This window comes from Campylobacter sp. CNRCH_2016_0050h (genome assembly GCF_025772605.1).
Taxonomy (GTDB): domain Bacteria; phylum Campylobacterota; class Campylobacteria; order Campylobacterales; family Campylobacteraceae; genus Campylobacter_D; species Campylobacter_D lari_D.
This window is the reverse complement of sequence record NZ_JAKMSK010000011.1, coordinates 53,057-74,414: the sequence shown is the minus strand read 5'-3', so window position 1 is coordinate 74,414 and position 21,358 is coordinate 53,057. Positions and strand designations below refer to the sequence as shown.

General features: G+C 29.2%; 25 protein-coding genes. 4 read left to right on the top strand and 21 right to left on the bottom strand.

The window, feature by feature from the left end; all coding sequences use genetic code 11:
* Positions 1 to 101: 101 nt before the first annotated feature.
* The 9 genes from cmoA to L8X28_RS06655 are packed head-to-tail and all read right to left on the bottom strand — an operon-like array spanning position 102 to position 8,274.
* Entirely contained in the window at positions 102 to 806 is a 705-nt protein-coding gene (cmoA, locus tag L8X28_RS06695) for a carboxy-S-adenosyl-L-methionine synthase CmoA (RefSeq protein WP_263664856.1), read from the bottom strand.
* Entirely contained in the window at positions 796 to 1,647 is an 852-nt protein-coding gene (locus tag L8X28_RS06690) for a bifunctional riboflavin kinase/FAD synthetase (RefSeq protein WP_263665879.1), read from the bottom strand. Before L8X28_RS06690 ends, cmoA begins: the two co-directional genes overlap by 11 nt.
* Positions 1,613 to 2,335: a TlyA family RNA methyltransferase gene (locus tag L8X28_RS06685; protein ID WP_263665878.1), complete on the bottom strand. Its 723-nt coding sequence runs from the start codon at positions 2,333 to 2,335 to the stop codon at positions 1,613 to 1,615. The genes L8X28_RS06690 and L8X28_RS06685 overlap by 35 nt, the downstream gene beginning before the upstream one ends.
* Entirely contained in the window at positions 2,325 to 4,280 is a 1,956-nt protein-coding gene (gene ligA, locus L8X28_RS06680) for an NAD-dependent DNA ligase LigA (RefSeq protein WP_263665877.1), read from the bottom strand. Before ligA ends, L8X28_RS06685 begins: the two co-directional genes overlap by 11 nt.
* Positions 4,281 to 4,282: 2 nt before the next feature.
* Positions 4,283 to 5,425: a dihydropteroate synthase gene (gene folP, locus L8X28_RS06675; RefSeq protein ID WP_263665876.1), complete on the bottom strand. Its 1,143-nt coding sequence runs from the start codon at positions 5,423 to 5,425 to the stop codon at positions 4,283 to 4,285.
* Positions 5,412 to 6,023 (bottom strand): DNA polymerase III subunit delta', encoded by a 612-nt coding sequence (locus L8X28_RS06670; RefSeq protein WP_318529639.1) that lies wholly within the window; start codon positions 6,021 to 6,023, stop codon positions 5,412 to 5,414. Before L8X28_RS06670 ends, folP begins: the two co-directional genes overlap by 14 nt.
* Positions 6,024 to 6,064: 41 nt before the next feature.
* Positions 6,065 to 6,601 (bottom strand): HobA family DNA replication regulator, encoded by a 537-nt coding sequence (locus L8X28_RS06665; RefSeq protein ID WP_133319197.1) that lies wholly within the window; start codon positions 6,599 to 6,601, stop codon positions 6,065 to 6,067.
* Positions 6,602 to 7,804 (bottom strand): aspartate kinase, encoded by a 1,203-nt coding sequence (locus L8X28_RS06660; protein WP_263659611.1) that lies wholly within the window; start codon positions 7,802 to 7,804, stop codon positions 6,602 to 6,604.
* Entirely contained in the window at positions 7,804 to 8,274 is a 471-nt protein-coding gene (locus L8X28_RS06655) for an RNA pyrophosphohydrolase (protein WP_133319199.1), read from the bottom strand. The genes L8X28_RS06660 and L8X28_RS06655 overlap by 1 nt, the downstream gene beginning before the upstream one ends.
* Before the next feature lie 80 nt (positions 8,275 to 8,354).
* Here L8X28_RS06655 and hemW point away from each other — a divergent pair, with 80 nt between their 5' ends.
* The gene (gene hemW / locus L8X28_RS06650) at positions 8,355 to 9,404 is read left to right on the top strand and encodes a radical SAM family heme chaperone HemW (RefSeq protein WP_263665874.1); all 1,050 of its coding nucleotides are present in this window, start codon (positions 8,355 to 8,357) and stop codon (positions 9,402 to 9,404) included.
* Here the strand turns inward: hemW and L8X28_RS06645 are convergent.
* Both L8X28_RS06645 and L8X28_RS06640 read right to left on the bottom strand, forming a co-directional pair.
* Positions 9,401 to 9,718 (bottom strand): ArsR/SmtB family transcription factor, encoded by a 318-nt coding sequence (locus L8X28_RS06645; RefSeq protein WP_133319201.1) that lies wholly within the window; start codon positions 9,716 to 9,718, stop codon positions 9,401 to 9,403. The two genes, hemW and L8X28_RS06645, sit on opposite strands and share 4 nt — an antisense overlap.
* 8 nt (positions 9,719 to 9,726) lie before the next feature.
* Entirely contained in the window at positions 9,727 to 10,707 is a 981-nt protein-coding gene (locus L8X28_RS06640) for a permease (protein ID WP_263665873.1), read from the bottom strand.
* Between the two features lie 154 nt (positions 10,708 to 10,861).
* Between L8X28_RS06640 and tatB the strand changes: the two genes are divergently transcribed.
* From tatB to queA, 3 genes are read left to right on the top strand one after another with little or no spacing between them, the layout of a single operon-like run.
* Positions 10,862 to 11,254 (top strand): Sec-independent protein translocase protein TatB, encoded by a 393-nt coding sequence (gene tatB / locus L8X28_RS06635; RefSeq protein ID WP_133319203.1) that lies wholly within the window; start codon positions 10,862 to 10,864, stop codon positions 11,252 to 11,254.
* 2 nt (positions 11,255 to 11,256) lie between these two features.
* Positions 11,257 to 11,997: a twin-arginine translocase subunit TatC gene (gene tatC / locus L8X28_RS06630; RefSeq protein WP_133319204.1), complete on the top strand. Its 741-nt coding sequence runs from the start codon at positions 11,257 to 11,259 to the stop codon at positions 11,995 to 11,997.
* Positions 11,984 to 13,012 carry a tRNA preQ1(34) S-adenosylmethionine ribosyltransferase-isomerase QueA gene (gene queA / locus L8X28_RS06625; RefSeq protein ID WP_263665872.1) on the top strand — a complete coding sequence of 343 codons (1,029 nt, stop codon included), beginning with the start codon at positions 11,984 to 11,986 and terminating at the stop codon, positions 13,010 to 13,012. The genes tatC and queA overlap by 14 nt, the downstream gene beginning before the upstream one ends.
* Here queA and mrdA read toward each other — a convergent pair.
* The 10 genes from mrdA to L8X28_RS06575 are packed head-to-tail and all read right to left on the bottom strand — an operon-like array spanning position 13,005 to position 21,298.
* Positions 13,005 to 14,831 carry a penicillin-binding protein 2 gene (gene mrdA / locus L8X28_RS06620; protein WP_133319206.1) on the bottom strand — a complete coding sequence of 609 codons (1,827 nt, stop codon included), beginning with the start codon at positions 14,829 to 14,831 and terminating at the stop codon, positions 13,005 to 13,007. The two genes, queA and mrdA, sit on opposite strands and share 8 nt — an antisense overlap.
* Before the next feature lies 1 nt (position 14,832).
* A complete protein-coding gene (locus L8X28_RS06615) occupies positions 14,833 to 15,324 on the bottom strand; it encodes a hypothetical protein (RefSeq protein WP_133319207.1) in 492 nt (163 codons plus the stop codon).
* Positions 15,314 to 15,913 (bottom strand): ribosome biogenesis GTP-binding protein YihA/YsxC, encoded by a 600-nt coding sequence (gene yihA / locus L8X28_RS06610; RefSeq protein ID WP_133319208.1) that lies wholly within the window; start codon positions 15,911 to 15,913, stop codon positions 15,314 to 15,316. The genes L8X28_RS06615 and yihA overlap by 11 nt, the downstream gene beginning before the upstream one ends.
* Complete coding sequence (gene lptA / locus L8X28_RS06605) at positions 15,910 to 16,368, bottom strand: lipopolysaccharide transport periplasmic protein LptA (RefSeq protein ID WP_263665871.1); 459 nt, start codon at positions 16,366 to 16,368, stop codon at positions 15,910 to 15,912. The genes yihA and lptA overlap by 4 nt, the downstream gene beginning before the upstream one ends.
* On the bottom strand, positions 16,350 to 16,856 hold the full coding sequence (locus tag L8X28_RS06600) for a hypothetical protein (protein ID WP_263665870.1): 507 nt from the start codon (positions 16,854 to 16,856) through the stop codon (positions 16,350 to 16,352). Before L8X28_RS06600 ends, lptA begins: the two co-directional genes overlap by 19 nt.
* The gene (locus L8X28_RS06595; protein ID WP_133319211.1) at positions 16,847 to 17,335 is read right to left on the bottom strand and encodes an HAD hydrolase family protein; all 489 of its coding nucleotides are present in this window, start codon (positions 17,333 to 17,335) and stop codon (positions 16,847 to 16,849) included. Before L8X28_RS06595 ends, L8X28_RS06600 begins: the two co-directional genes overlap by 10 nt.
* Before the next feature lie 4 nt (positions 17,336 to 17,339).
* Positions 17,340 to 18,179 (bottom strand): septal ring lytic transglycosylase RlpA family protein, encoded by an 840-nt coding sequence (locus L8X28_RS06590; RefSeq protein WP_133319212.1) that lies wholly within the window; start codon positions 18,177 to 18,179, stop codon positions 17,340 to 17,342.
* Entirely contained in the window at positions 18,115 to 19,266 is a 1,152-nt protein-coding gene (locus L8X28_RS06585) for a lytic transglycosylase domain-containing protein (protein ID WP_263665869.1), read from the bottom strand. The genes L8X28_RS06590 and L8X28_RS06585 overlap by 65 nt, the downstream gene beginning before the upstream one ends.
* Entirely contained in the window at positions 19,266 to 20,063 is a 798-nt protein-coding gene (locus L8X28_RS06580; protein WP_263665868.1) for a TatD family hydrolase, read from the bottom strand. Before L8X28_RS06580 ends, L8X28_RS06585 begins: the two co-directional genes overlap by 1 nt.
* Positions 20,054 to 21,298: a diguanylate cyclase gene (locus L8X28_RS06575; protein ID WP_133319215.1), complete on the bottom strand. Its 1,245-nt coding sequence runs from the start codon at positions 21,296 to 21,298 to the stop codon at positions 20,054 to 20,056. Before L8X28_RS06575 ends, L8X28_RS06580 begins: the two co-directional genes overlap by 10 nt.
* Positions 21,299 to 21,358 lie beyond the last annotated feature (60 nt).

Here is a 21,358-nt window from a genome sequence, read left to right as displayed (position 1 = left end):
TTAAAATTACTATAAAATAGACTTTATGGTTAAAAAATAATATTTTTGCTTCCATGGCTTCATAATTATTTTTCTAAAACACATTGTTATAAAAAATATTTTTATTTAAAAGCTATGAAAGTTTCAAAATTTACCCACTTAAATACGCTTTCTACTTTAGAAAATCCTGCCTTTTTAAGCATAGTTATGTTTTCATTTTGAGTATAAGGTATGAGGACATTTTCTAAGGCTTCTCGCTTGCTTGAAATTTCTAGCTTACTATAACCTTGCTCTAGTTTATATTGCTCATAAATTTGTATCATTTTTTTAGCTATTTTGACATCTTCATAAAGAATTTTTTCACTAAGCACAAATATACCATTTTCATTTAAGTTTTGATAGATTTTATCAACTAATTCTTGTCTTTTAGGTGGGCGAATAAACTGCAAAGTATAAGTAGCTATAAAAACATCATTTTTAAAAAACTCAAAATCATCTAAATTTTTTTGATGAAATTCCACCCTAGCTCCAAAGGCTTGACATTTGTTTTTGGCGATCTCTAACATAGCATTAGCCTCATCAACCCCGCTTAAAAGAAAATCTTTTCTTTTTTCATAAAGTGCAAGCAATAAACTAGCCGTAGAACAACCAAGATCACAAATTCTCGCATTTTGTGGTGTAAAATGATCAATAAGTTCGACTATGAGTTTTAAATTTTGCGTATAAAAAGGCACAGATCTTGACACCATATCATCAAAAACACTTGCTACGCTTTTATCAAATTCAAATTGTTTTTCTAAGGGTTTTTTAAAAATTTCATCTTTCATTTAATCTTCCTAAAATTTCTTTTGCTTTGTCAATATCTTTACTAATTTGTGCTTTTAATAAGGCTAAGTCGTTAAATTTCTCATTAGCTCTTATATAGTCAATAAAACTTAACTCAACTAAAATTGCTTTTGTGTTTGTGAAATTTTCATCTAAAATATGCGTTTCTAAAGCAAAATTTTTATCAGTAGATCTTATGCCTATAAAACTTACACTATGATAGCTTTTATTTTCAATCTTTACTAAAGTCGCATATACGCCATCTTTGGGTAAAAAGAAGTCTTTTGTATGTAAATTTAAAGTTGCAAAAAGCTCTTTAGCGCCTATGCCTTGACCTTTGATGATATTTGCTTGTATATTATAAAATCTACCTAGAAAATTTTTAGCTTCTTTGACTTTTGCTTCTTTAAGTAAGGTTTTAATCATACTTGTATGAACACTTTTATTTTGAATTTTAAACTCATCTACGATGATGGTGTTTATACCACAAAGACTTTGTATGTCTTTGGCACTGCATTTTCTTTCTTTGCCAAATTTAAAATCATAACCTACAATGATCTTTTCTAGTTTGGGAAATTCTTGCTTTAAAAGCTTTAAAAAATCCTCGCCTTTATAGTCCTTGATTTTATCAAAATCACAAAAAATCAAAGGAAAATCAACCAAATTTACTCTAAAATCCTTAGGTGTTAGGGCTTCTTTTTCCTCTTTAGTGATGATAAATAAGGCGCCATTTTCATCTAAATGCTTAAAAAGCTCAAAATGCCCCAAATGCATACCATCAAAACGCCCTATGGCTAAATTTGTGATCTTAGTTTTTTCTATAGGCGTAGAAAAACTCAACATTACCTTCTTTTCCTTTTAAGTGTGACTCTTGACTTGCTTGCAAGATCCAACCAAGCTTTGCACAAGCTTTTTCAAAGCTTTCTTTAGCATTTTTGATGGCTTTGGTATCTTTTACCACTCCGTTTTTATCGCGCTTAGCATTTTTACCTACTTCAAATTGAGGTTTAAAAAGCAAGATGATAAGATCTTTAGCAAGTTTATCTATATGAAAAATCAAATGTGTTAAAGATATAAAACTCACATCACAAGTGATAACATCATATAAAATTTCACTTTTAAACTCACGCAAATCAGTGTTTTCACAAATTTGGATATTTTCTAAATTTCTTAAGCTCTCATGAAGTTGGTTAGAACCTACATCTAAAGCTGTAATGTGTTTAGCATTATTTTGGTGTAAAATTTGCACAAAACCTCCGGTCGATGAACCTATATCTAAACAAATTTTATCTTTGATAGTAAATGTATGCTCTTGTAAAAAATGCTTGAGCTTAAAAGCAGCTCTGCTTACAAAAAGCTCTTCTAAAAGCGTGAGTTTTAAACTCTCATCTTCTAAAGGATTTAAAGATGTGATTTTAAAAGAGGTTTTTTTAAACTCGCCATTGAGTAAAATTTGCTTGTTTTCTATAAGCTCACAAGCTTTATTGCGAGAAATGTTTAACTTTGCACTTACAAAGACATCATACCTCATCATCACCGCCTAAAAGAGCGTTAAACTCAGCTTCATTGATGCACTTAACTCCTAAACTTTGAGCCTTTTCAAGCTTTGAGCCTGCTTCACTTCCATATAATACAAAGTCAGTTTTCTTAGACACACTTGAACTTACCTTTGCTCCAAAGTTTTCAATTAGTTCTTTAAAATGATCGCGTGATTTGCTTAAAGTGCCTGTGATAACAAAGGTTTTATTAGAAATATTATCATTTATAATAAGCTCTTTTTTCTCATCCTCTAAATGCAAAATTTCATAAAAATGCTTAATGCGATTTGCATTGACATGGGTAAATTCTTCTAAGCTTTTAGCCATTTGTTCGCCAAAGCCTTCTAAATTTGCATAAGCTTCATAGCTTTGCATAAACCATTCAAAGCCAAAAGATTGAGCTAGTTTTTTAGCTGCTACTTCTCCGATATGCTCTATACCCAAAGCAGTGATAAACCTTGATAAGAGGCATTTTTTTGCATTTTCAATAGCACTTAGAAGATTGTTGATTTTTTTCTCTTTAAAGCCTTCTAAGTCTTCAAAATCGCTGTATTTTAAGAAAAATATGCTTTCTATGTTAGCGATTTTTCCTTCTTTAAATAAAAGCTCGACGATATTTTCTCCAAGGCCGTCTATATTTAAACACTTTTTAGATACAAAATGTATGATAGAATTTACAAGTCTTGCTTTACAGTCTAGGTTTTGGCATTTTAAAAAAGCACCCTCATCTAAAAGCTCACTTAAACACTCAGGACAAAGAGTTGGTTTAGCAATCTTACTTTCTAAACCATCACGCCTTTGAGTAAAAACTTTAGTGATTTTAGGTATAACATCTCCACTTCTTATCACACTTACGCTATCGCCTATCATCACTCCAAGTCTAGCTATCTCATCAAAATTATGCAAGGTTGCAGACTTTACGATAACCCCATCTAAATTTACAGGCTCTAAAACCGCCACAGGGGTAATTACCCCACTTCTTCCAACTTGCAAATTAACCCCAAGCAATGTTGTAGTTTTTTCCAAAGCAGGAAATTTAAACGCAGCTATAAATTTTGGAAATTTCACTGTATAACCCAAAAGCTTACAATGAGCTAAATCATCTACCCTTACAACCATACCATCCATCATCATAGGCTTTTGATCTCTTTTTTCTAAAAGCTCGTGATATTTTTCTAAAACCTCATCTAAAGTCTTAACACAAAAAACAAAATCATCTTTTAAAAAACCAAGACTTCTTACAAACTCCATTACTTCAGAGTGCTTGCTAAATTCTAAAGAATTCTCCCCCACTCCCCAAGGATAAAATTTTAAATTTCTTTCTTTTGTAATGCTTGTATCAAGCTGTCTTAGTGAACCACTTGCTGCGTTGCGTGGGTTTGCAAATAAGCTCAAGCCATCTTTAGCTCTTTTTTCATTGATTTTTTCAAAATCTTCTTTTAAAATTACCACTTCGCCACGAATTTCTATCTTGTCTTTATAAGGAATTTTTTGAGGTATGTTTGATATTTCTTTTACATTTAAAGTAATATCCTCACCCACTTCTCCATCGCCCCTTGTAGCACCGCTGATTAAAATACCATTTTCATAAGTAAGATTTAAACTCGCTCCATCAAATTTAGGTTCTATGAAAAAATCAAACTCACATTTAGCTCTTTTTGCCCAAGCTCTAAGCTCAGCTTCATCAAAAACATCTTCCATAGACCACATTTTTGCACTATGTGCAAGTTTGTAAAATTCACTTTGTATAGTTGGGGCGATATTTTGCGTAGGAGAATCTTTAGAAATCTTTTCTTGATGAAGCGTTTCAAATGCTTTTAACTCTCTTATAAGTTTATCATATTCTTCATCGCTTGCTAAAGGCTCATCATCTTCATAATAAGCCCTCATCCATTCTTTTACTAATTTTACCTTTTCTAAATACTCTTGATAAGTCATCACTACTCCAAAGAAAGTTCATCCATAGCTTTTGCAAGTTCAAACATTTGCTTATGTTCATACACATCATGCACTCTTATAATACTTGCTCCATTTTTAAAAGCCTCTAAATGTAAATAAAGCGTACCCGCTAGTCTTTGCTCAACACTTGAGCTAAAATAAGCATTTATCATACTTTTCCTACTAGCTCCAATTAAAAGTTCTTTTTCAAAGCGTAAAAAATGCTCTAAATGTTTGATTAACATCATATTATGCCAAGGACTTTTACCAAAACCAATACCAACATCTAAAATCACATCTTCTAAACCAAGCTCACTTAGCCTTTCTAGCTTTTGCGTAAAAAAATCATCAAGCTCAGCTAATACATCTTCATAATGCGGGTTATCTTGCATATTTTGTGGGGTATTTTGTATATGCATGAGTGTATAAGTGGCTTTGTATTTTAAAGCTAGTTTGGCTAAATTTTCATTTTTAAAACCAGTAATATCATTAATAAGCTTAAAGCCTTTATTTAAAGCATATTCTAAACAATACTCATCAAAACTATCTAAACTAAAAATACATTTTTCATAAAGTTTTTCTTTATAGATTAAATCTAGGGTATTTTTTAAGCGTTTAAACTCTTCTTCTTTCCCACAATACACACTTCCAGGTCTTGAAGAAACCCCGCCTATATCTATATAATCAGCCCCTTGAGAGATCATAAGTTCGATTTTTTCTAAAACTTCATTTTCTTTAACTCTACTTTGAGCGTTAAAACTATCTTCATTAATATTAATCACACCCATAATTTTTGCATATTTTGGTTTAGCGAAATTAGACTTTAAAAATAGTGCTAAATTTTTAAGTTTAAAATCTTGTAATTTTTCTTTTTCTATAAGCTTTTTGGCTTGATTTTGCGTTACCATAAGTAAGGCATTAGTATGTTCTTTACCTAGTATAACTTCTTTATGTGTTACAAGTTCAGCTCCAACCCTTAGTGCGTCTTGTTTAAGTATATTTGCAGCAGGCGCTCTTAATTCTTTGATAAGAAAAAAATGAATTTGAGTTTTTTCACTCATAATTTTCTCGCCTGCTTTGTGTGGCTTTATATATTTAGAAATTTGCTCAAAGTCTGTGTTAGGATTGATTTTAATGATTTTCATTTTTTCTCTCGTGTAAAATTAAAGCTATGGTGCTTAGTAAAATAGTTGGCTTTGCATTTAATTTAGCTAACTCATAAGCTTTATAAAAAAAATCAATTTCTTCATCGTTTAATTTTATATCTTGTTTAAAACACTCATAGCTTAAAACACTAATTAAATCTAAACATTCATGCTTGTCTATATTTTCATATTGTTTTAATAATGAAGCAATTTGAGCTAGATCCATTTTTTTAAGATCTAAATTTAAAGACATCTTTTCTTTTTGAATTTTATGCTTTTCTATGATAAATCTTGAAAGTATAGTAGGTAAAAAAACATTTTTTGAAGGAGCTACGATAATAAAATATACATTTTTTGGTGGCTCTTCAAAAAGCTTTAATAAAAAATTTTGTGCTTCTTCACGAAAAGACTTAGCTAGTATAACAATAATTTTAGCTTGTGCTTCAGCCATATAACTTTCTTTCATAATAGCCCTTGCCGTTGCTTGAGCGTTTTTGTCATAAGTTAAGTCATTTAATCTTAATTCTAAGTCAGGGTTTTTAGGTATGAAAAATCTAAGATTTTTTGTTCCATATTCTTCTGTGAGTTTTTCTTGCATTAGTTCAAAATCATTATGGATAATGATTTTATTTCTTAGATTCAAATTTCTACCTTAGAAAAAAGCACAGCCTCTAAGCTTTGCTCAAATACTTTGTATAAAGAAATAAGTTTATAGTCTAATTCCTTATCGCGTGAGGAAAGATAAAAGCTATTTTGCAATTGCTCATCAAAAAGCCAAAGCATACTTTCTGCTTTAGAATTAGCGATTTTAAATTTAAATCCTGTATTAGTTCCTATATAAAAAAAAGCATAACCATTAGGAAAAGAAATACTTAAAAGATCATTTAGCAAATCTATATCTTCTTGGGTATTGCAAGCCTTATTATAAATTCCTTTTAAAGACACAAAAGGCACTAAAGGTCTTGTGGTGTTAGCATTGATTTGGCTTAAAAAATACTCTTCAAACCAAGCTCTTTGCTCATCAGTAATCACAATAAAAGTATAACCTTGTAAAAGCAAAGCTAATTTAGAAGCTATCAAAGGCGACCATTCAAGACGCCTTTCTTCTAACCAACTTGTATAAGTGCCATTTTCTCGGATTTGCTCTAGGGTAAATTTTAAAAAACTATTGCTCATTTATACATCTAGTTTATAAACTTCATGCAATACTCTTACAGCTAATTCGCCATATTTTTCATGCACGATGACTGAAATTTTAATTTCGCTTGTAGAAATCATTTGTATGTTAATATTTTCATTTGCCAATGCTTTAAAAGCTGCTGAAGCTACTCCAGAATGTGATTTCATACCCACACCCACAACTGAAACTTTTACCACTGCACTATCTGTTTCTATATTAGCATTAGCACCTAAAACTTTTTTCATAGCATTAGTTGCTAAATCAAGCTCGTTTTCAGGCACAGTAAAGCCCAAATTTGTAGCTCCATCTACACCTACATTTTGGATAATCATATCTACATTGATATTTTCATTTGCTAAAGTTCCAAAAATTTCAGCAGCAATTCCTGGCTTATCATCAATATTTCTTAAAGTAACCCTTGCTTGGTTTTTATCTAGTGCTATACCACTAACCAAAGCTTGTTCCATATTTTCCTCCTTAGTAATGATCGTCCCTTCATTTTCATTAAAGCTACTTCTAGTAACTAATTTTACATTTAATTTTTTAGCAAGCTCTACAGAGCGATTTTGTAAAACTTTAGCTCCCAAACTTGCAAGCTCTAGCATTTCTTCATAAGAAATTTTATCTAGCTTTTTAGCCTTTGGTTCAATTCTAGGATCGGTAGTATATACCCCATCTACATCAGTATAAATTTCACACAAATCAGCATTTAAAGCTCCTGCTAATGCAACTGCACTTAAGTCACTTCCACCACGACCTAAAGTAGTAACATTACCCATTTTGTCGATACCTTGAAAGCCAGCAACTACTACAATATACCCCTCATCTAAAGCTGTATTGATATTTGTAGTATCAATGTGCTCAATTCTTGCTTTAGTATAAACATCATCTGTAATAATCCCTGCATTGCGTCCGGAAAATGCAGTAGCTTTTAAACCCATTTCATTTAATGCAATAGCAAGTAAAGATGAAGTTACACGCTCACCACTACTTAAAAGCATATCCATCTCACGACCTGAAGGATTTTTACTAAAATGATGTGCAAAATCAATAAGCTCATTAGTAACTCCACTCATTGCAGAAACTACTACAACTAACTTATCGCAAGTTTTTTTACTTTTTGCCACTCTTTTAGCAACTTCATCAATACGCTCAAGCGTTCCTACACTCGTTCCCCCATATTTTTGTACGACCAGCATTAAATATACCCCCTTTCTTTAAAATATTTTAAAACTCTAATATATATAGGCTTTTTAAAATGATTAATCATATCATACACATCTTCTAATGAAGCAAATTTATAAGCATCAAATTCAGGATTTTTAGTATTTAGATTAACAATAGCTTTGTTTTTTAATCTAACTAAAAAATATTTTTGATTTTGACCATCATAAGGATACATTTTTTGTGCAACCTTAGGTGGAAAATCATAACTAATCCATTCAGGATGTTCGGCTAAAATTTCAATCTCATCTGTACCTATTTCTTCTTTTAATTCTCTAAATAACGCACTTTTAGCATCCTCTCCCTCATCTATTCCACCTTGAGGAAACTGCCATATATTTTCCATATCATTGCGTTTAGCGAGTAAAATTTTACATTCAAAAGGATAAGCTGATGATAGCACTATTGCGGCTACATTTGGCCTATATTTTTTTTCTTTTTCCATGATTTTCTTATCCTTGACTTTTTAATAATATAATTCTAACAAAAAAATACGAATTTATAATCACATTTTAAAGAAGTTTTATGCATTTATATATACATATACCATTTTGCGAAAGTAAATGTTTTTATTGTTCTTTTACTTCACTTAAAAAAAAAGATTTTGAAAAAGATTATCTAAACGCATTAATGCAAGATATAAAATATCAACTAGATTTTTTTATGCTGGATAAAAATTCCATAAAAACTATTTTTATAGGTGGTGGTACTCCTAGTTTAATGAGTGTTAATTTTTATGAAAAAATTTTTATTTTTTTGCAAAGTTATTTACAAAAAAATAATGAAATAAGCATAGAAGCAAATCCCAACTCAAGCAATTTTTCTTGGCTTAAAGAGATAAAAAATTTAGGTTTTAACCGCATTTCTTTTGGGGTGCAAAGTTTTCATGAAAAAAAATTACAATTCCTTGGGCGTATTCATGATCAAAAAAACATTTTTACAAGTATAGAAAATGCAAAAAAAGCAGGATTTAATAATATAAATTTAGACTTAATTTATGATACAAAACTCGATGATAGTAAAATGCTTGATTATGAAATTTCTAAACTCGCTTTAATTGATATTAGCCATGTGAGTGCTTATAATCTAACCATAGAAGAAAAGACAAGATTTGCTAAAAAATTTCATTTAAAAAAAAACGCTCCACGCCTTGCAAAACATTTTATCAAAGCAATTGAAAATCTTGGTTATAAACAATATGAAATCAGTAATTTTGGACAAATTTGCAAACATAATCTTGCTTATTGGCAAGGAAAAGACTATATAGGATGTGGTTTAAGTGCAGTAGGATTTTCAAAAAATCAAAGATTTTATACTAAAAAAAGTTTAAAAGATTATATAGCAAATCCCTGTTTTAGGGAGGTTGAAAATTTAAATTCAAAAGATTTGTGTTTAGAGCATATTTTTCTAGGACTTAGAAGCATTATAGGAGTGGATGAAACAAAGCTAGAACCTTTAGAAAAAGAAAAGGCAATGTTTCTTAGCAAAAAAGGGAAATTAGTATATAAAAATGGAATTTTTTATAATACTAATTATCTTTTAAGCGATGAACTAGCTTTGTATATTAGCACTTAAGCTTTGCATTCACAAGAAATTCTTTTAAATTCAGGAAGCTTTATAGAAAGTTCATTGATATTTTTTAATATATCGCTGCAAAAATTATTTAAATTTTCTTTTACTCCATAATACGCCCAAACACCCTGTCTATCTACTTCTAAAAAATTAGCTTCTTTTAAAATTTTTAAATGTCTTGAAAGCCTTGATTGACTCATATTTAAAGAGCTTTGCAAATCACACACACAAAGTTTTCCATATTTTTGTAAAAAAGCTAGGATTAAAATCCTGCTTTCATCGTTAATTGCACTTGTTATTTTTAAAAATTCTTGCATAAAATTCCTTATATAAAAAACATTAAAAGTCCAAAACTAATTGCAATAAAAACAATCATACCTGCAAATAAAAACAAAAAGCTTGTTTTAAAAATTCTTTTAAGCAAAATAAGCTCAGGTAAAGAACACCCTGCTCCTGCTATTAAAAAACTCATCATTATACCAAGCGGAATTCCACTGGTAGTTAAAGCTAGTGCTACAGGAATCATAGCAGTGCAATTCATATAAAGCAAAACCCCTATAAATGCTGCTATAAATACACCCAATACCCCATAATCTTTCATATAATTTTGAAAAAAATCTTGTGGAAAAAAGCCGTGTATAAAAGCCCCAATACCCATACCAATAATAATATATGGCAGAATTTTTTTGTATTCATTAAAGCTTTGCATAAATAATATTTTGATTTTACTTTCTTTTGTTTTAGTCTTAAATTTTAAAATTTTACTGCTAATTTTAGAATTTTTAACAAAAATAGAACTAGGTTTTTCACAGCATAAACTTTTAGAAGTATCATTAGAACAACACTTTGAAGTTTGTTCTAAATCATTTTTTAAAAAGTCTTCATTAAAAAATCTTTGAGTGTTTATTTTTGAAACACAAAAAGCAATAAATAAAATCACGCTAAATAAAAATCCCACATAAAATAAAGAGATTTTTAAGCCAAAACTTACTACAAACATCACTACTATAATAGGATTAATTAAAGGCGAAGTTATCAAATAAGCTATACATACTCCAAGTGGTACTTTAGCTTTTAAAAATGCATTTAAAAGCGGTATGCTTGAACATGAACAAAAGGGAGTTAAACTACCCAAAAGAATAGCCTTTATATAACTTACAAAAGAATCTTTCTTTAAATGTTCATTGAAAAATTTAGCATAACACTCATTAAGATAAGCAATAAGCATGCTAACTAATATAAATAAAATAGAAATTTCAACAAATAAAATCAAAAAATCTTTAAAAATAAAAAATAACTTTTCCATAATCTTTTACTCCATTTCATTTTAAAATAAGCATAACAGAAATGTATTAATATATCAATATATATTTATATATTAATATTATAAAAGTAATAGTATTTTTAAGTATTTTTATGTAAAATGCAAACTATATATTTAAGCGAAAGAAGATAAAATAATGAGTTTTGGAGAAATTTTAGTTATTTTAGTTATAGCTATTTTAGTTCTTGGGCCTGAAAAACTACCTTCAACTATAGTTGAAATTGCAAAAATTTTAAAAGCCATTAAAAGTAATATTGATGAAGCAAAAGCAAGTATCAATAAAGAATTAAAAATAGCAGAGTTAAAAGATGAAGCACAAAAATACAAAGATGAATTTTCACAAACTAACGAAAATATCAGAAAAAAACTGAGTTTTGAAGAATTTGATCAACTCAAAGAAGATATTTTAAATAATACCAAAGAGTTAAAAAGTGAAATTAATGATTTAGAAAAAGATATACAAGAACTTTCGCGTGTAGAAGAAAAAACTCAAAAAGATGAAAAAAATACTCAAAAAATGGAAAGCTAAGAATGTTTGAAGAATTAAAACCACATTTAGTAGAACTTAGAAAAAGATTATTTATAAGCGTAGCTTGTGTTGTTGTAATGTTTTTTGTATGCTTTAGTTTTAATAGTTATATCATAGATATACTAAAAGCACCCGTTGAAGCAGCTTTACCTGAAATTTCAAAACAAATGACTTTCGTTGAATTACAAGAGCCTTTATTTACCGCAATGAAAGTTTCATTTTTTACAGCTTTTTTGATTTCTTTACCGGTTATTTTTTGGCAGTTTTGGAAATTCGTAGCACCAGGACTTTATGATAATGAAAAAAGATTAGTAGTGCCTTTTGTAAGCTTTGCTAGCATTATGTTTGCGCTTGGAGCTTTGTTTTGTTATTATATAGTCATACCTTTGGCTTTTAAATTTTTAATTGATTTTGGGGTGCAAACTCAAGATTTTAAACCTTTAATCAGCATAGGCTTATATGTGGGATTTTTTACTAAACTTGTAGTTGCCTTTGGCTTAGCGTTTGAAATGCCTGTGATAACCTTTTTCTTTGCCAAACTTGGACTTATTGATGATGCATTTTTAAAAAAACACTTTAGGGTTTCAGTTTTAGTGATTTTTGTTTTTTCAGCTATGATGACACCACCTGATATAATCTCACAATTTTTAATGGCCGTTCCTTTGTGCGGACTTTATGGAATTTCTATTTACATAGCCAAAAAAGTTAATCCTAGTCAAAAAGAAAATGATGAAAACGATTGATAAAGATCTTTTGCTTTCTAGTTATGATTATGATTTACCTAATGAACTTATAGCAAATTTTCCTATCTTACCCAAGGAGAATGCTAAACTTTTAGTTTATGAAAGATGTAAAGATCAAATTTTACATTTACATTTTAAGGACTTAGCTAAAATTTTACCACCTTGTGAAATTATCTTTAATGACACTAAAGTAATAAAAGCAAGAATTTATGGATTTAAAGAAAGTGGTAGCAAAATAGAACTTTTCATTAATCACCCTTTAAAAAATAATGATTTTTTAGTTCAAATTCGTGGTAAGGTTAAAGAAGGACAAATTTTATATTTTGAAAATTCTTTAAAAGCTAAAATCAAAAAATTACACGATGATGGCACAAGAGAAGTAGAATTTTTTAATGATGAAAAAAAATTCAATCATCATGAAGTTTTTGAAATTTTAGAAAAAATAGGCCATATACCTTTACCACCATATATTAAAAGAGCAGATGAAGCACAAGATAACATTAACTATCAAAGCATTTTTGCCAAAAATCAAGGTGCGGTTGCTGCACCCACTGCAAGCTTGCACTTTAACGAAGCAATGATAAAAGAACTTAAAAAAAATCATAATATTCATACTATCACACTTCATGTTGGTGCGGGAACTTTTAAAGGTGTAGAATGCGAAGATATACGCGAGCATAAAATGCATTCAGAATTTTTCTATGTTGATGATGAAACTTGTGCTTTGATTAATTCTTCTAAAAAAATACTTGGTGTAGGCACCACAGTTACTCGTTGTATAGAGTATTATCATAGAAAAAAATTAAAAGAAGGTTTTTGTGATTTGTTTTTACACCCACAAAATACCCCACAAAGACTTGATTTTTTACTCACTAATTTTCACTTACCAAAATCAACTCTCATTATGCTTGTGGCTTCTTTTATAGGCAGAGAAAAAACTTTAGAACTTTACCATGAAGCTATAAAAAACAATTATCGTTTTTATTCTTATGGCGATGGAATGCTAATCATTTAGCTTTTTTCTTAATATATTTTTTATCAATATAACCCAAATCTATAAGTTTTTGATAAATTTTAGCAAGTACAGGTCCGCCTGCACTACTACCACTTTTTCCATGTTCGATTAAAACTACTACTACATATTGAGGTTTTTCATAAGGCGCATAAGAAGTAATCCAAGCATGAGATCTTAAAAAATACTCTAAATCCTCTTCTTTAATACGCTTTTTTTCACTTTGAGAAATTCCAACTACTTGAGCTGTTCCTGTCTTGGCTGCTATAGTAATAGGAGAATTTCTTAAAAATCTTGCCGTAGTTCCACCATCAACATTGGCCACCTCATACATCGCACGCCTTAAAAGTGGAAGTTTTGATAATTCAAAAGTCGTAAAAACACTTTCATTATTGTCAAAATTTACCTTAGTAACATTATCATCAATGCTATGTAAAAAATGCGGTGTGATATTTTTAGCCGTAGCAATCATAGCTGTAAATTTAGCCACTTGCATAGGAGTAGCAAGAAAATCACCTTGACCTATGCTTGTATTTAAAGTTTCACCTTGATACCAAGGTTGATTGTATTTTTCTTTTTTCCAAATTCTATTAGGAACTGTTCCTATAAATTCATTAGGTAAATCTACTCCTGTTTTTGCACCAAAACCTATTCTTTCAAAAACAGAACTAATAATGTCAATACCAACCTCCAAAGCTCCTTTATAAAAATATACATCACAGCTTTCTCTAATAGCATCTGTCATATCTACATAACCATGACCTATAGCCTTCCAACATCTAAATTTTCTACCACCAAGTTCAAAGTTAGAATCACACAAATATTTATGATTTTCATTCACTTTTCCACTATCTAAAAATGCTAAAGCTGTTCCCATTTTTATAACTGAACCTGGAGGATAAAGACCATTAATGAGTTTATTAGTAAAAGGATGGTTTAAATCATTAGAAAGTTTATCCCATTCTTCTTGACTAATACCGGTAACAAAAGGATTGAGATTATATTCAGGAAAACTACCCGCTGCTAAAATAGCTCCACTTTTTACATCCATTACTATAGCAGCGCCTGCTAAATTTTCAAAAATACTAGCCAAGTATTCTTGCAAATCAAGATCAATGCTTAAAGTGATATTACTTGAAGTAGGTTTTTTATAAGAAAGTTCTTCTATTTCTTTATTTAACGCATTTACTTTGCTAACTTTTTCACCCTTTTGACCTTGCAAAATTTCATTATAAGAACGCTCTATACCGCTACGCCCTACATAGCTAGTTAATCTTGCAATTTCATTTTCATTCATATCGTTTAAATTTGCTTTTCCAACATAACCTATAACATGGCTAGCTAAAGCATCATAAGGATAAAATCTTTGAGTAGTAGATTTAACTTGCATATTTTCACGCAAATTAAGCTTAGTAAAATGCTTAATCATAGCATCATATTCTATAAATGGAACTACTTCTATATAATCTTGATTATAATAAGAATCTGCTTTTATATAATTTCGTTTTAATTTAGTTATGTTTAAATCAGGAAAAGCATCTACTATAACCTGCAATTCCTGCTCTAAAAGATTTCTGTTTTTCTTTTTTATATACAAATATGGCTTTATAGAGATTGAAAAACCTAATTTATTTACTGCTAAGGGCCTACCTTTAACATCTAAAATTTGCCCTCTTACAGGTGCTAAAAATTGCGTTTTAATGGCATTTTGTTTAGCTATTTCTTCATAATAAACATTAGATTTAATGCTTATATAATACACTCTAGCAAGTAAAAGTATAAAAAAACAAGCTATAAATCCCATCACCAAACGCATACGCATATTAGATTTTCCCTTTAAAAATAACAAAAGAAATCAAAGCTTCAACGACAAAAAACCATAGATATTCAATACCAAATTTTAAAATTTGACTATTATCTAAATACGCCAAAAATACATCAAAAAGATAGATAAAAATATAAGCACAAAAGGTAAATATAACGAGTAAATAATGGCCTAGTTTTAATTTACTTTTAAACCAATCAACAAAAAGATGATAAAAAACAAAAAAAGCTATCCAAGAACTAAAAAGATAAAATCCATGGATAATATCAATTAATAAAAGATAAAACAAAGAAAAATACCATCTAAAATCAAGCTTATTAAGAGTTCTTTCTTTTTCTTTTAAAAGCACTATCATATAACAAAAAAACACCCCAAACAAAGGAGGCATCCAATAATACACAGAGCTTAGCACTTGATAAAAAATCAAAGATAAATAAAAAAATAAATAAGAAAAATCAAATCTATTTTTTACTAAATTTCTACTCCTCATTAAAACCTAAGCTCTCTAAAATAATTTTTTGTTCTAATTTATCAATACCACTTTTTTTCAAATTTGAAACTAAAATGGCATTTTTATTTACATTTAAAATTTTTGCTTTTTGACTTTGATTGAGCTTATCTGCTTTTGTATAAACTATTATTTTTTTTTGATCAGCTCTAATAAAAGAATCTAAATACAAATCCAAATTTGCATCAATATCTAAATTTTCATGTCTTGAATCTATTAGATGAATAAAAAGTTTGATAGAACTACGCTCTTTTAAAAACTCATCTAAATTTTTATTCCAAATAGCCTTGGTTTTTTTGCTCACTTTAGCATAGCCAAAACCAGGTAAATCAATAAACATCAATTTAAATTTATCTTCATCTTTTTTACAATCAACTTCAAAAAAATTAATGAGTTGGGTTTTGCCCGGAGTTGAAGAACTTTTTGCTAAATTTTTATTCTTACAAAGAGTATTAATCAAAGAACTTTTTCCTACATTAGAGCGACCTAAAAATGCAATTTCAGTATATATAGGCTGTGGAGCTTCATTTATTTTAGAAGCAGAAGTTAAAAATTTAGCATTTAATATCATTCTTTTACTTCAAATACAAATTTAGCAGGTTTTTTTTCTTTACTAACTACTCTATAAGTCATATTTTTTCTATCTACTATGATTTTATCACCTATAAGCTCTTTTTTTGACTGCACTTCTATAATTTTTGCATTACCATTAATTTCATATGTATCTTTAGCTACATTATAAACAAACTCATCACCACTTCCATGATAAATCTTATCTTTCATCATAATTTTAAATTTAGCATCTTTAGTAGCTATATACTTAATAGGTTGTTTATTTTTCATATAAATGACTAATTTTTGCGAATTTAAAATATCTTTACCTTTTTTTACTTCCACATCACCGGTTAATATGCTCGTTTCATTTTTCTCATCCAAATAAAAATCTTTAGCATAAACTTCTATTTTTTGAGCACTAAATGCAAATAAATTTAACAAACACAAAAAAATTATTGCTCTAAAAACCATGCTTTTATTCCTTGAATTTTTAATTCTTTTTGATTTACATCATATAAAAAATTATCCCCAAAAACCTCATTTAACCCTATATATGCCTTAAATTTTTCATTGGAAAATAAAATTTTATTTTTCATATCATAAATTGCTTTTTGAGTAAAAATAGAAGTTTGATTTTGATCAAAATAACTTACATTACCTTCTAAAATGGATTTTTCATCATTTCTTACTAATAAATCCGAACTTAAATTATAATCAAGTGCTTGTACTTTAAAATCATCAAAAATATCTTTATCTTGGTATTTTACCCAACGACTTGCTTGATAACTAGCTTTTGTAATAGATGTATTAAGCTCATAATCAAGCACATCAAAAGCTTGCATATTTGCCACATCTACCTTTTGCGGTTTTATTGCAAACAAATAAGGATCTTGAGTACTTAAAATCACCATAACAAAGGCAAATAAACTCATTAATATAGCAAAAATTTTTATCGCCAAAGTTTATCCCATTGAGCTTGCATATTATTATGTTCAATTAAAATTTCTATCATCTCACTCACTGCTCCATTACCACCTTTTCTGTTTAAAACTTTATCAGTTTTTAAAGCCTTATGCGCATCTTTTGGCTTAAAACTATAAGCAACTGCTTCAAGTAAGCTCATATCATTATAATAATCCCCAATAGCAGCACATTGAGAAAAATCTAAATTTAATTTTTCTAAAATTTCTTTAGCACAAGTTAATTTATCACTAATACCTTGATATACTAGATCAATTTTTAAATCTCTAGCTCTAAAATACACACACTCGCTAGTCCTGCCTGTAATAATAGCAACTTTTTTGCCAAGCTTTTGCCAAGCCTCAATTGCTGCGCCATCTTTTACATTAAACTCTTTAATTTCACCATAATTTTGTGTGTAGATGATTTTACCATCTGTTAGACAACCATCTACATCTAAAAAAATAAGCTCTATCATAATTTTACTCTCTTACTATAAACGCACCAGGAAAAGAACCACCATCAACAAAATCCCTTGCTTCTTGCTCGCTTCTAAAGCCTTTTAAAAATACTCTATGTAAACCATCTTTAGCACTTGTTTGTATAGTCGAAGTATAAGAATTATAGTTTTTATATCTACTTGCTATTAACTCTGCGCCACTTTTATTTCTAAATGCCCCAATTTGCACCATAAAAGCTCCACCTTGGAAAATATGGCCACTATCAGCAATCTCCCCACTGCTACCTAAATTAGAATTAGTATGCACTGAACCTGAATTTGCACTTGTTCCAAAACCAATTACTTCAAGTCTTACAGGAGCTGTTCCTGCTTGAATCATATCAATATCTCTTGCTGCCATATTAGATAAATCTATAATCCTACCTGCTACAAAAGGTCCTCTATCATTTATTCTTACGGTAGTTTGACGATGATTTTTTAAATTAGTTACCTTTACTATAGTATTCATAGGTAAAGTTTTATGAGCTGCTGTATAAGCGTGCTGATCATAAGTTTCACCATTGGAAGTTTTTTTACCATGAAAGCCCGGTCCATACCAACTAGCTATACCATCAGCAGTCTCACCTACTTCTACTACGGTTGGATAATATGTTTTACCATTAATAGTATAAGGTTTCATAGTGCCTTTTAAGCCTGTATTATTATGCTTTATACTTTTAAAATCTCTTTCTGGATAATACACAGTAGGTGTGCTAATAGGCACCATACTACAAGCACTAAATAAAACCCCTACACAACTAACGACTAACGACTTTTGTATGAGAGTTTTTTGGTAATTTTTGAGTAGTTTTGATTTTTGCATTGTTATTCTCCTTAATTTTTAACACAAGTTTTTGATTAATATTAATCAAGTTTCCTTTGATTTTATTATATTCTTTAATGCTTTCAACACTAATTTTATGTTTTTTTGCAATAGTATAAAGACTATCACCCTTTTTTACTATATAAATTTTTGTATGCGGAATAGTTGTATCCACTTTAGCTAGCTTTACATTCTCTAATGCATTTTCCACAGCCACACTTTTACTTAAAGGAATATACATATAATAATCTTTTTTATCAGGCGGAGTAAAGTCATAATTAAAATGTGGATTATAACGCTTAAATTCATTATAAGACATCTTAGCTACTTTAGCAAGCTCTCTTAAAGAAACACTTGGTGGAACAGATATTTTTTTAACTTCACTCGATAGAGCATAATTAAGCAAAGCACTATCTTGTGAAATCAAAAAATCATTATTATTAGCCAAAAATGCCATAGTAAGAATTTTTCTAATAAAAATTCTAGTTTCCAATGGTAAATATTTTTTATCAGGATCAAGCAAGATTCTTAAATCATCACTTTTTGCTTTTTTTATAGCTTGGCGTAATTTACCATCACCACAATTATAAGCTAAAATTGCTAAATACCATTTTCCAAACTGCTCTTTTAATTGCTTTAAATAAGCAATGGCTGCATAAGTTGATTTGACTAAATCTCTTCTCTCATCAACATAAGGATCTATTCTTAAACCTAAAGTTTGTGCTGTTGGCTTCATAAACTGCCAAACACCTACTGCTTTAGTTCTAGAAACACTATGAATTTTTAAACCAGATTCTACAATTGCCAAATATAAAAATTCTTGAGGAATATTTTCTTTTTCTAAAATTTTACGGATAATTGGAGTGATTTTATAAAATTCTCTCATAGTATCAACTAAAGTTTTAGAATGCATATTTAAAGAAGATTCTTTAAATTCTAAAAATAACATATCACTAAGATAGCTTGCTTCTATGTCTAAATTTCTTAGAATTTGAGCTTGCTGAGTATAATATTCAGGAGTTACCTGCAAGGCTTTAGCATTTAAACATAATAATACTAATATAAAAAATATAAAGTTTTTTTTCATTATAAACCTTGAAAAAACAAACGATTAGCATTTAAATTCGTAAGTTTTACTACTTCAACTTTAGATAATTTTAAAATATCAGATATTTTTTGTGCTACAAAATGCGTTAAAATAGGATCATTTACTTTACCACGATGTGGTTCTGGAGTTAAATAAGGCCCATCTGTTTCCAAAACAAGTTTATCTTTTGGAATTTTAGGTAAAATTTCCACTAATTTTTTTGCATTTTTAAAAGTTAAAACCCCACCTATGCCAAAATAAAATCCTTCATCTGCTAGTTGAAGTAAAAGCTCGCTTGCATTAAAGCAATGCAAAACACCGCCTTGTAATTCTTTTGAGTATGTTTTTAGAATATTAAAGCTGTCTTCATTAGCTTCACGCACATGCACAATCAATGGCTTTTTATATTCAATAGCTAGTTGTATTTGAGCTATAAAAACTTCTTTTTGTCTTGTTTTGATAGTATCATCATTAGTATTTAAACGATAATAATCAAGCCCACACTCACCCACTGCGATACATTTTTTATCATCTATAAATTCTTTTAAAACTTCTAAATCAAAATCATCTATATCATAAGGATGCACCCCACAAGAAAAATACACATTATCATAAGTATGTGCTATCTCTCTTGCTCTTGGTAGATCTTTTATATCTGCACCTGGTATAATGATTTTATCTACACCATTTTCAAATGCATGCGTTAACATCTCATCTAAATATCCAAAATAAGCTTGGCTATCTAGATGACAATGAGTATCTATGATTTTTTCACTAAAATCACAATCTAAAAACATACCTCTACCCTATTTTTTCCATTAGCCTTAGCTAAATCTAATGCCTTTTGTGCGTTATTGAGCAAATCTTGCATTTGGCTTCCTTTGCTACCAAAAGCAACCCCCACAGAGATGCTATAATCAACCTCGTCTAAAGCTATCAAAACGCTTTCTTTGGAAATATTAACTCTTATATTTGAAAAAGCTTTTAAAGCCTCTTTATTGCTTATATTTTTTAAAGCAATGTAGAATTTACCATCTTCAATTCTAGTAGCTAAATCCATACCACGAATTTGATCTTTAATCTTTTCGGCTGTATGTTTTATCACTCCATCACCGCAATCATAACTTAATTCATAATTAATTGTTGCAAGATTATCAATATCAATCAAAGCCAACGCCATTTCTTCATTTTCTTGTATATCTTCTAAATAATCTAAAAATCTTTTTTCAAAAGTAGCATAATCATCAAGTCCTGTTAATAAATCTTTACCTAAACTATACTCATCTAGCAAAACACATTTTTGCATATAATCTAAACAATTATTTACTCTACAATTAAGTGATTCTTTTTGGAAAGGTCTAATCACATAATCATTCACACCTTTTCTAAAAGCTCTTGCTTCTAATGCATCATCTTTATCCCCAACCATAATCACACCAAGTTCTATTTTAGAATATTTTGAGCGAATTTCTACAAGTAAATCTTCCCCATTAATTACCGGCATAGTAGCATCGCAAATTACTAATTTTGTATCAGGATGATCGCTTAAATAGCTTAGTGCCTCTTCCCCATGAGCTGCTGCTAAAACATTAAAAAGCTGATTGTTTAAGTTTTTCTTCATTTCTGCGCGTAAAGTTACATTTGCAATTGCTAAAATTATCTTAGTTTTATTATTTTTTTGAAGCATTCTAATAGAATTTAACATTTCATTAATACAATCTTCACTTTCTTTTTGAATATAATTAATAATATCTTTTTCCATAAATTTTTTACGAGTTTGTCCGTCATTACTTCCTGTAAGAACAATAGCGGGGATATTTTTTTCTAAAACTACATCAACCACTTCACCATTAGGAGCATCTGGTAAACAAAGATCTACAAAAGCCATAAAATAATCATTTTTCAATAAATCTTTTGCACTATTCATATCAAAAGCAACATCTACCTTTAATCCTAAAGTATTTTCTACTTTTTTTGCTAAAAGTTTAGTTAGCATTTTATTATCATCAATGATTAAAATTTTTTCTTCCATGGTAAAACACTCTCTTTAAATAATTTTAAAAAACTAATTATATCATATTGAAATTTACTT

Coding starts and splice junctions, on each gene's coding strand:
- cmoA (WP_263664856.1), bottom strand. CDS start 806: ATGAAAGATGAAATTTTTAAAAAACCCTTAGAAAAACAATTTGAATTT.
- L8X28_RS06690 (WP_263665879.1), bottom strand. CDS start 1,647: ATGTTGAGTTTTTCTACGCCTATAGAAAAAACTAAGATCACAAATTTA.
- L8X28_RS06685 (WP_263665878.1), bottom strand. CDS start 2,335: ATGAGGTATGATGTCTTTGTAAGTGCAAAGTTAAACATTTCTCGCAAT.
- ligA (WP_263665877.1), bottom strand. CDS start 4,280: ATGACTTATCAAGAGTATTTAGAAAAGGTAAAATTAGTAAAAGAATGG.
- folP (WP_263665876.1), bottom strand. CDS start 5,425: ATGAAAATCATTAAAATCAATCCTAACACAGACTTTGAGCAAATTTCT.
- L8X28_RS06670 (WP_318529639.1), bottom strand. CDS start 6,023: ATGCAAGAAAAACTCACAGAAGAATATGGAACAAAAAATCTTAGATTT.
- L8X28_RS06665 (WP_133319197.1), bottom strand. CDS start 6,601: ATGAGCAATAGTTTTTTAAAATTTACCCTAGAGCAAATCCGAGAAAAT.
- L8X28_RS06660 (WP_263659611.1), bottom strand. CDS start 7,804: ATGCTGGTCGTACAAAAATATGGGGGAACGAGTGTAGGAACGCTTGAG.
- L8X28_RS06655 (WP_133319199.1), bottom strand. CDS start 8,274: ATGGAAAAAGAAAAAAAATATAGGCCAAATGTAGCCGCAATAGTGCTA.
- hemW (WP_263665874.1), top strand. CDS start 8,355: ATGCATTTATATATACATATACCATTTTGCGAAAGTAAATGTTTTTAT.
- L8X28_RS06645 (WP_133319201.1), bottom strand. CDS start 9,718: ATGCAAGAATTTTTAAAAATAACAAGTGCAATTAACGATGAAAGCAGG.
- L8X28_RS06640 (WP_263665873.1), bottom strand. CDS start 10,707: ATGGAAAAGTTATTTTTTATTTTTAAAGATTTTTTGATTTTATTTGTT.
- tatB (WP_133319203.1), top strand. CDS start 10,862: ATGAGTTTTGGAGAAATTTTAGTTATTTTAGTTATAGCTATTTTAGTT.
- tatC (WP_133319204.1), top strand. CDS start 11,257: ATGTTTGAAGAATTAAAACCACATTTAGTAGAACTTAGAAAAAGATTA.
- queA (WP_263665872.1), top strand. CDS start 11,984: ATGAAAACGATTGATAAAGATCTTTTGCTTTCTAGTTATGATTATGAT.
- mrdA (WP_133319206.1), bottom strand. CDS start 14,831: ATGCGTATGCGTTTGGTGATGGGATTTATAGCTTGTTTTTTTATACTT.
- L8X28_RS06615 (WP_133319207.1), bottom strand. CDS start 15,324: ATGAGGAGTAGAAATTTAGTAAAAAATAGATTTGATTTTTCTTATTTA.
- yihA (WP_133319208.1), bottom strand. CDS start 15,913: ATGATATTAAATGCTAAATTTTTAACTTCTGCTTCTAAAATAAATGAA.
- lptA (WP_263665871.1), bottom strand. CDS start 16,368: ATGGTTTTTAGAGCAATAATTTTTTTGTGTTTGTTAAATTTATTTGCA.
- L8X28_RS06595 (WP_133319211.1), bottom strand. CDS start 17,335: ATGATAGAGCTTATTTTTTTAGATGTAGATGGTTGTCTAACAGATGGT.
- L8X28_RS06590 (WP_133319212.1), bottom strand. CDS start 18,179: ATGCAAAAATCAAAACTACTCAAAAATTACCAAAAAACTCTCATACAA.
- L8X28_RS06585 (WP_263665869.1), bottom strand. CDS start 19,266: ATGAAAAAAAACTTTATATTTTTTATATTAGTATTATTATGTTTAAAT.
- L8X28_RS06580 (WP_263665868.1), bottom strand. CDS start 20,063: ATGTTTTTAGATTGTGATTTTAGTGAAAAAATCATAGATACTCATTGT.
- L8X28_RS06575 (WP_133319215.1), bottom strand. CDS start 21,298: ATGGAAGAAAAAATTTTAATCATTGATGATAATAAAATGCTAACTAAA.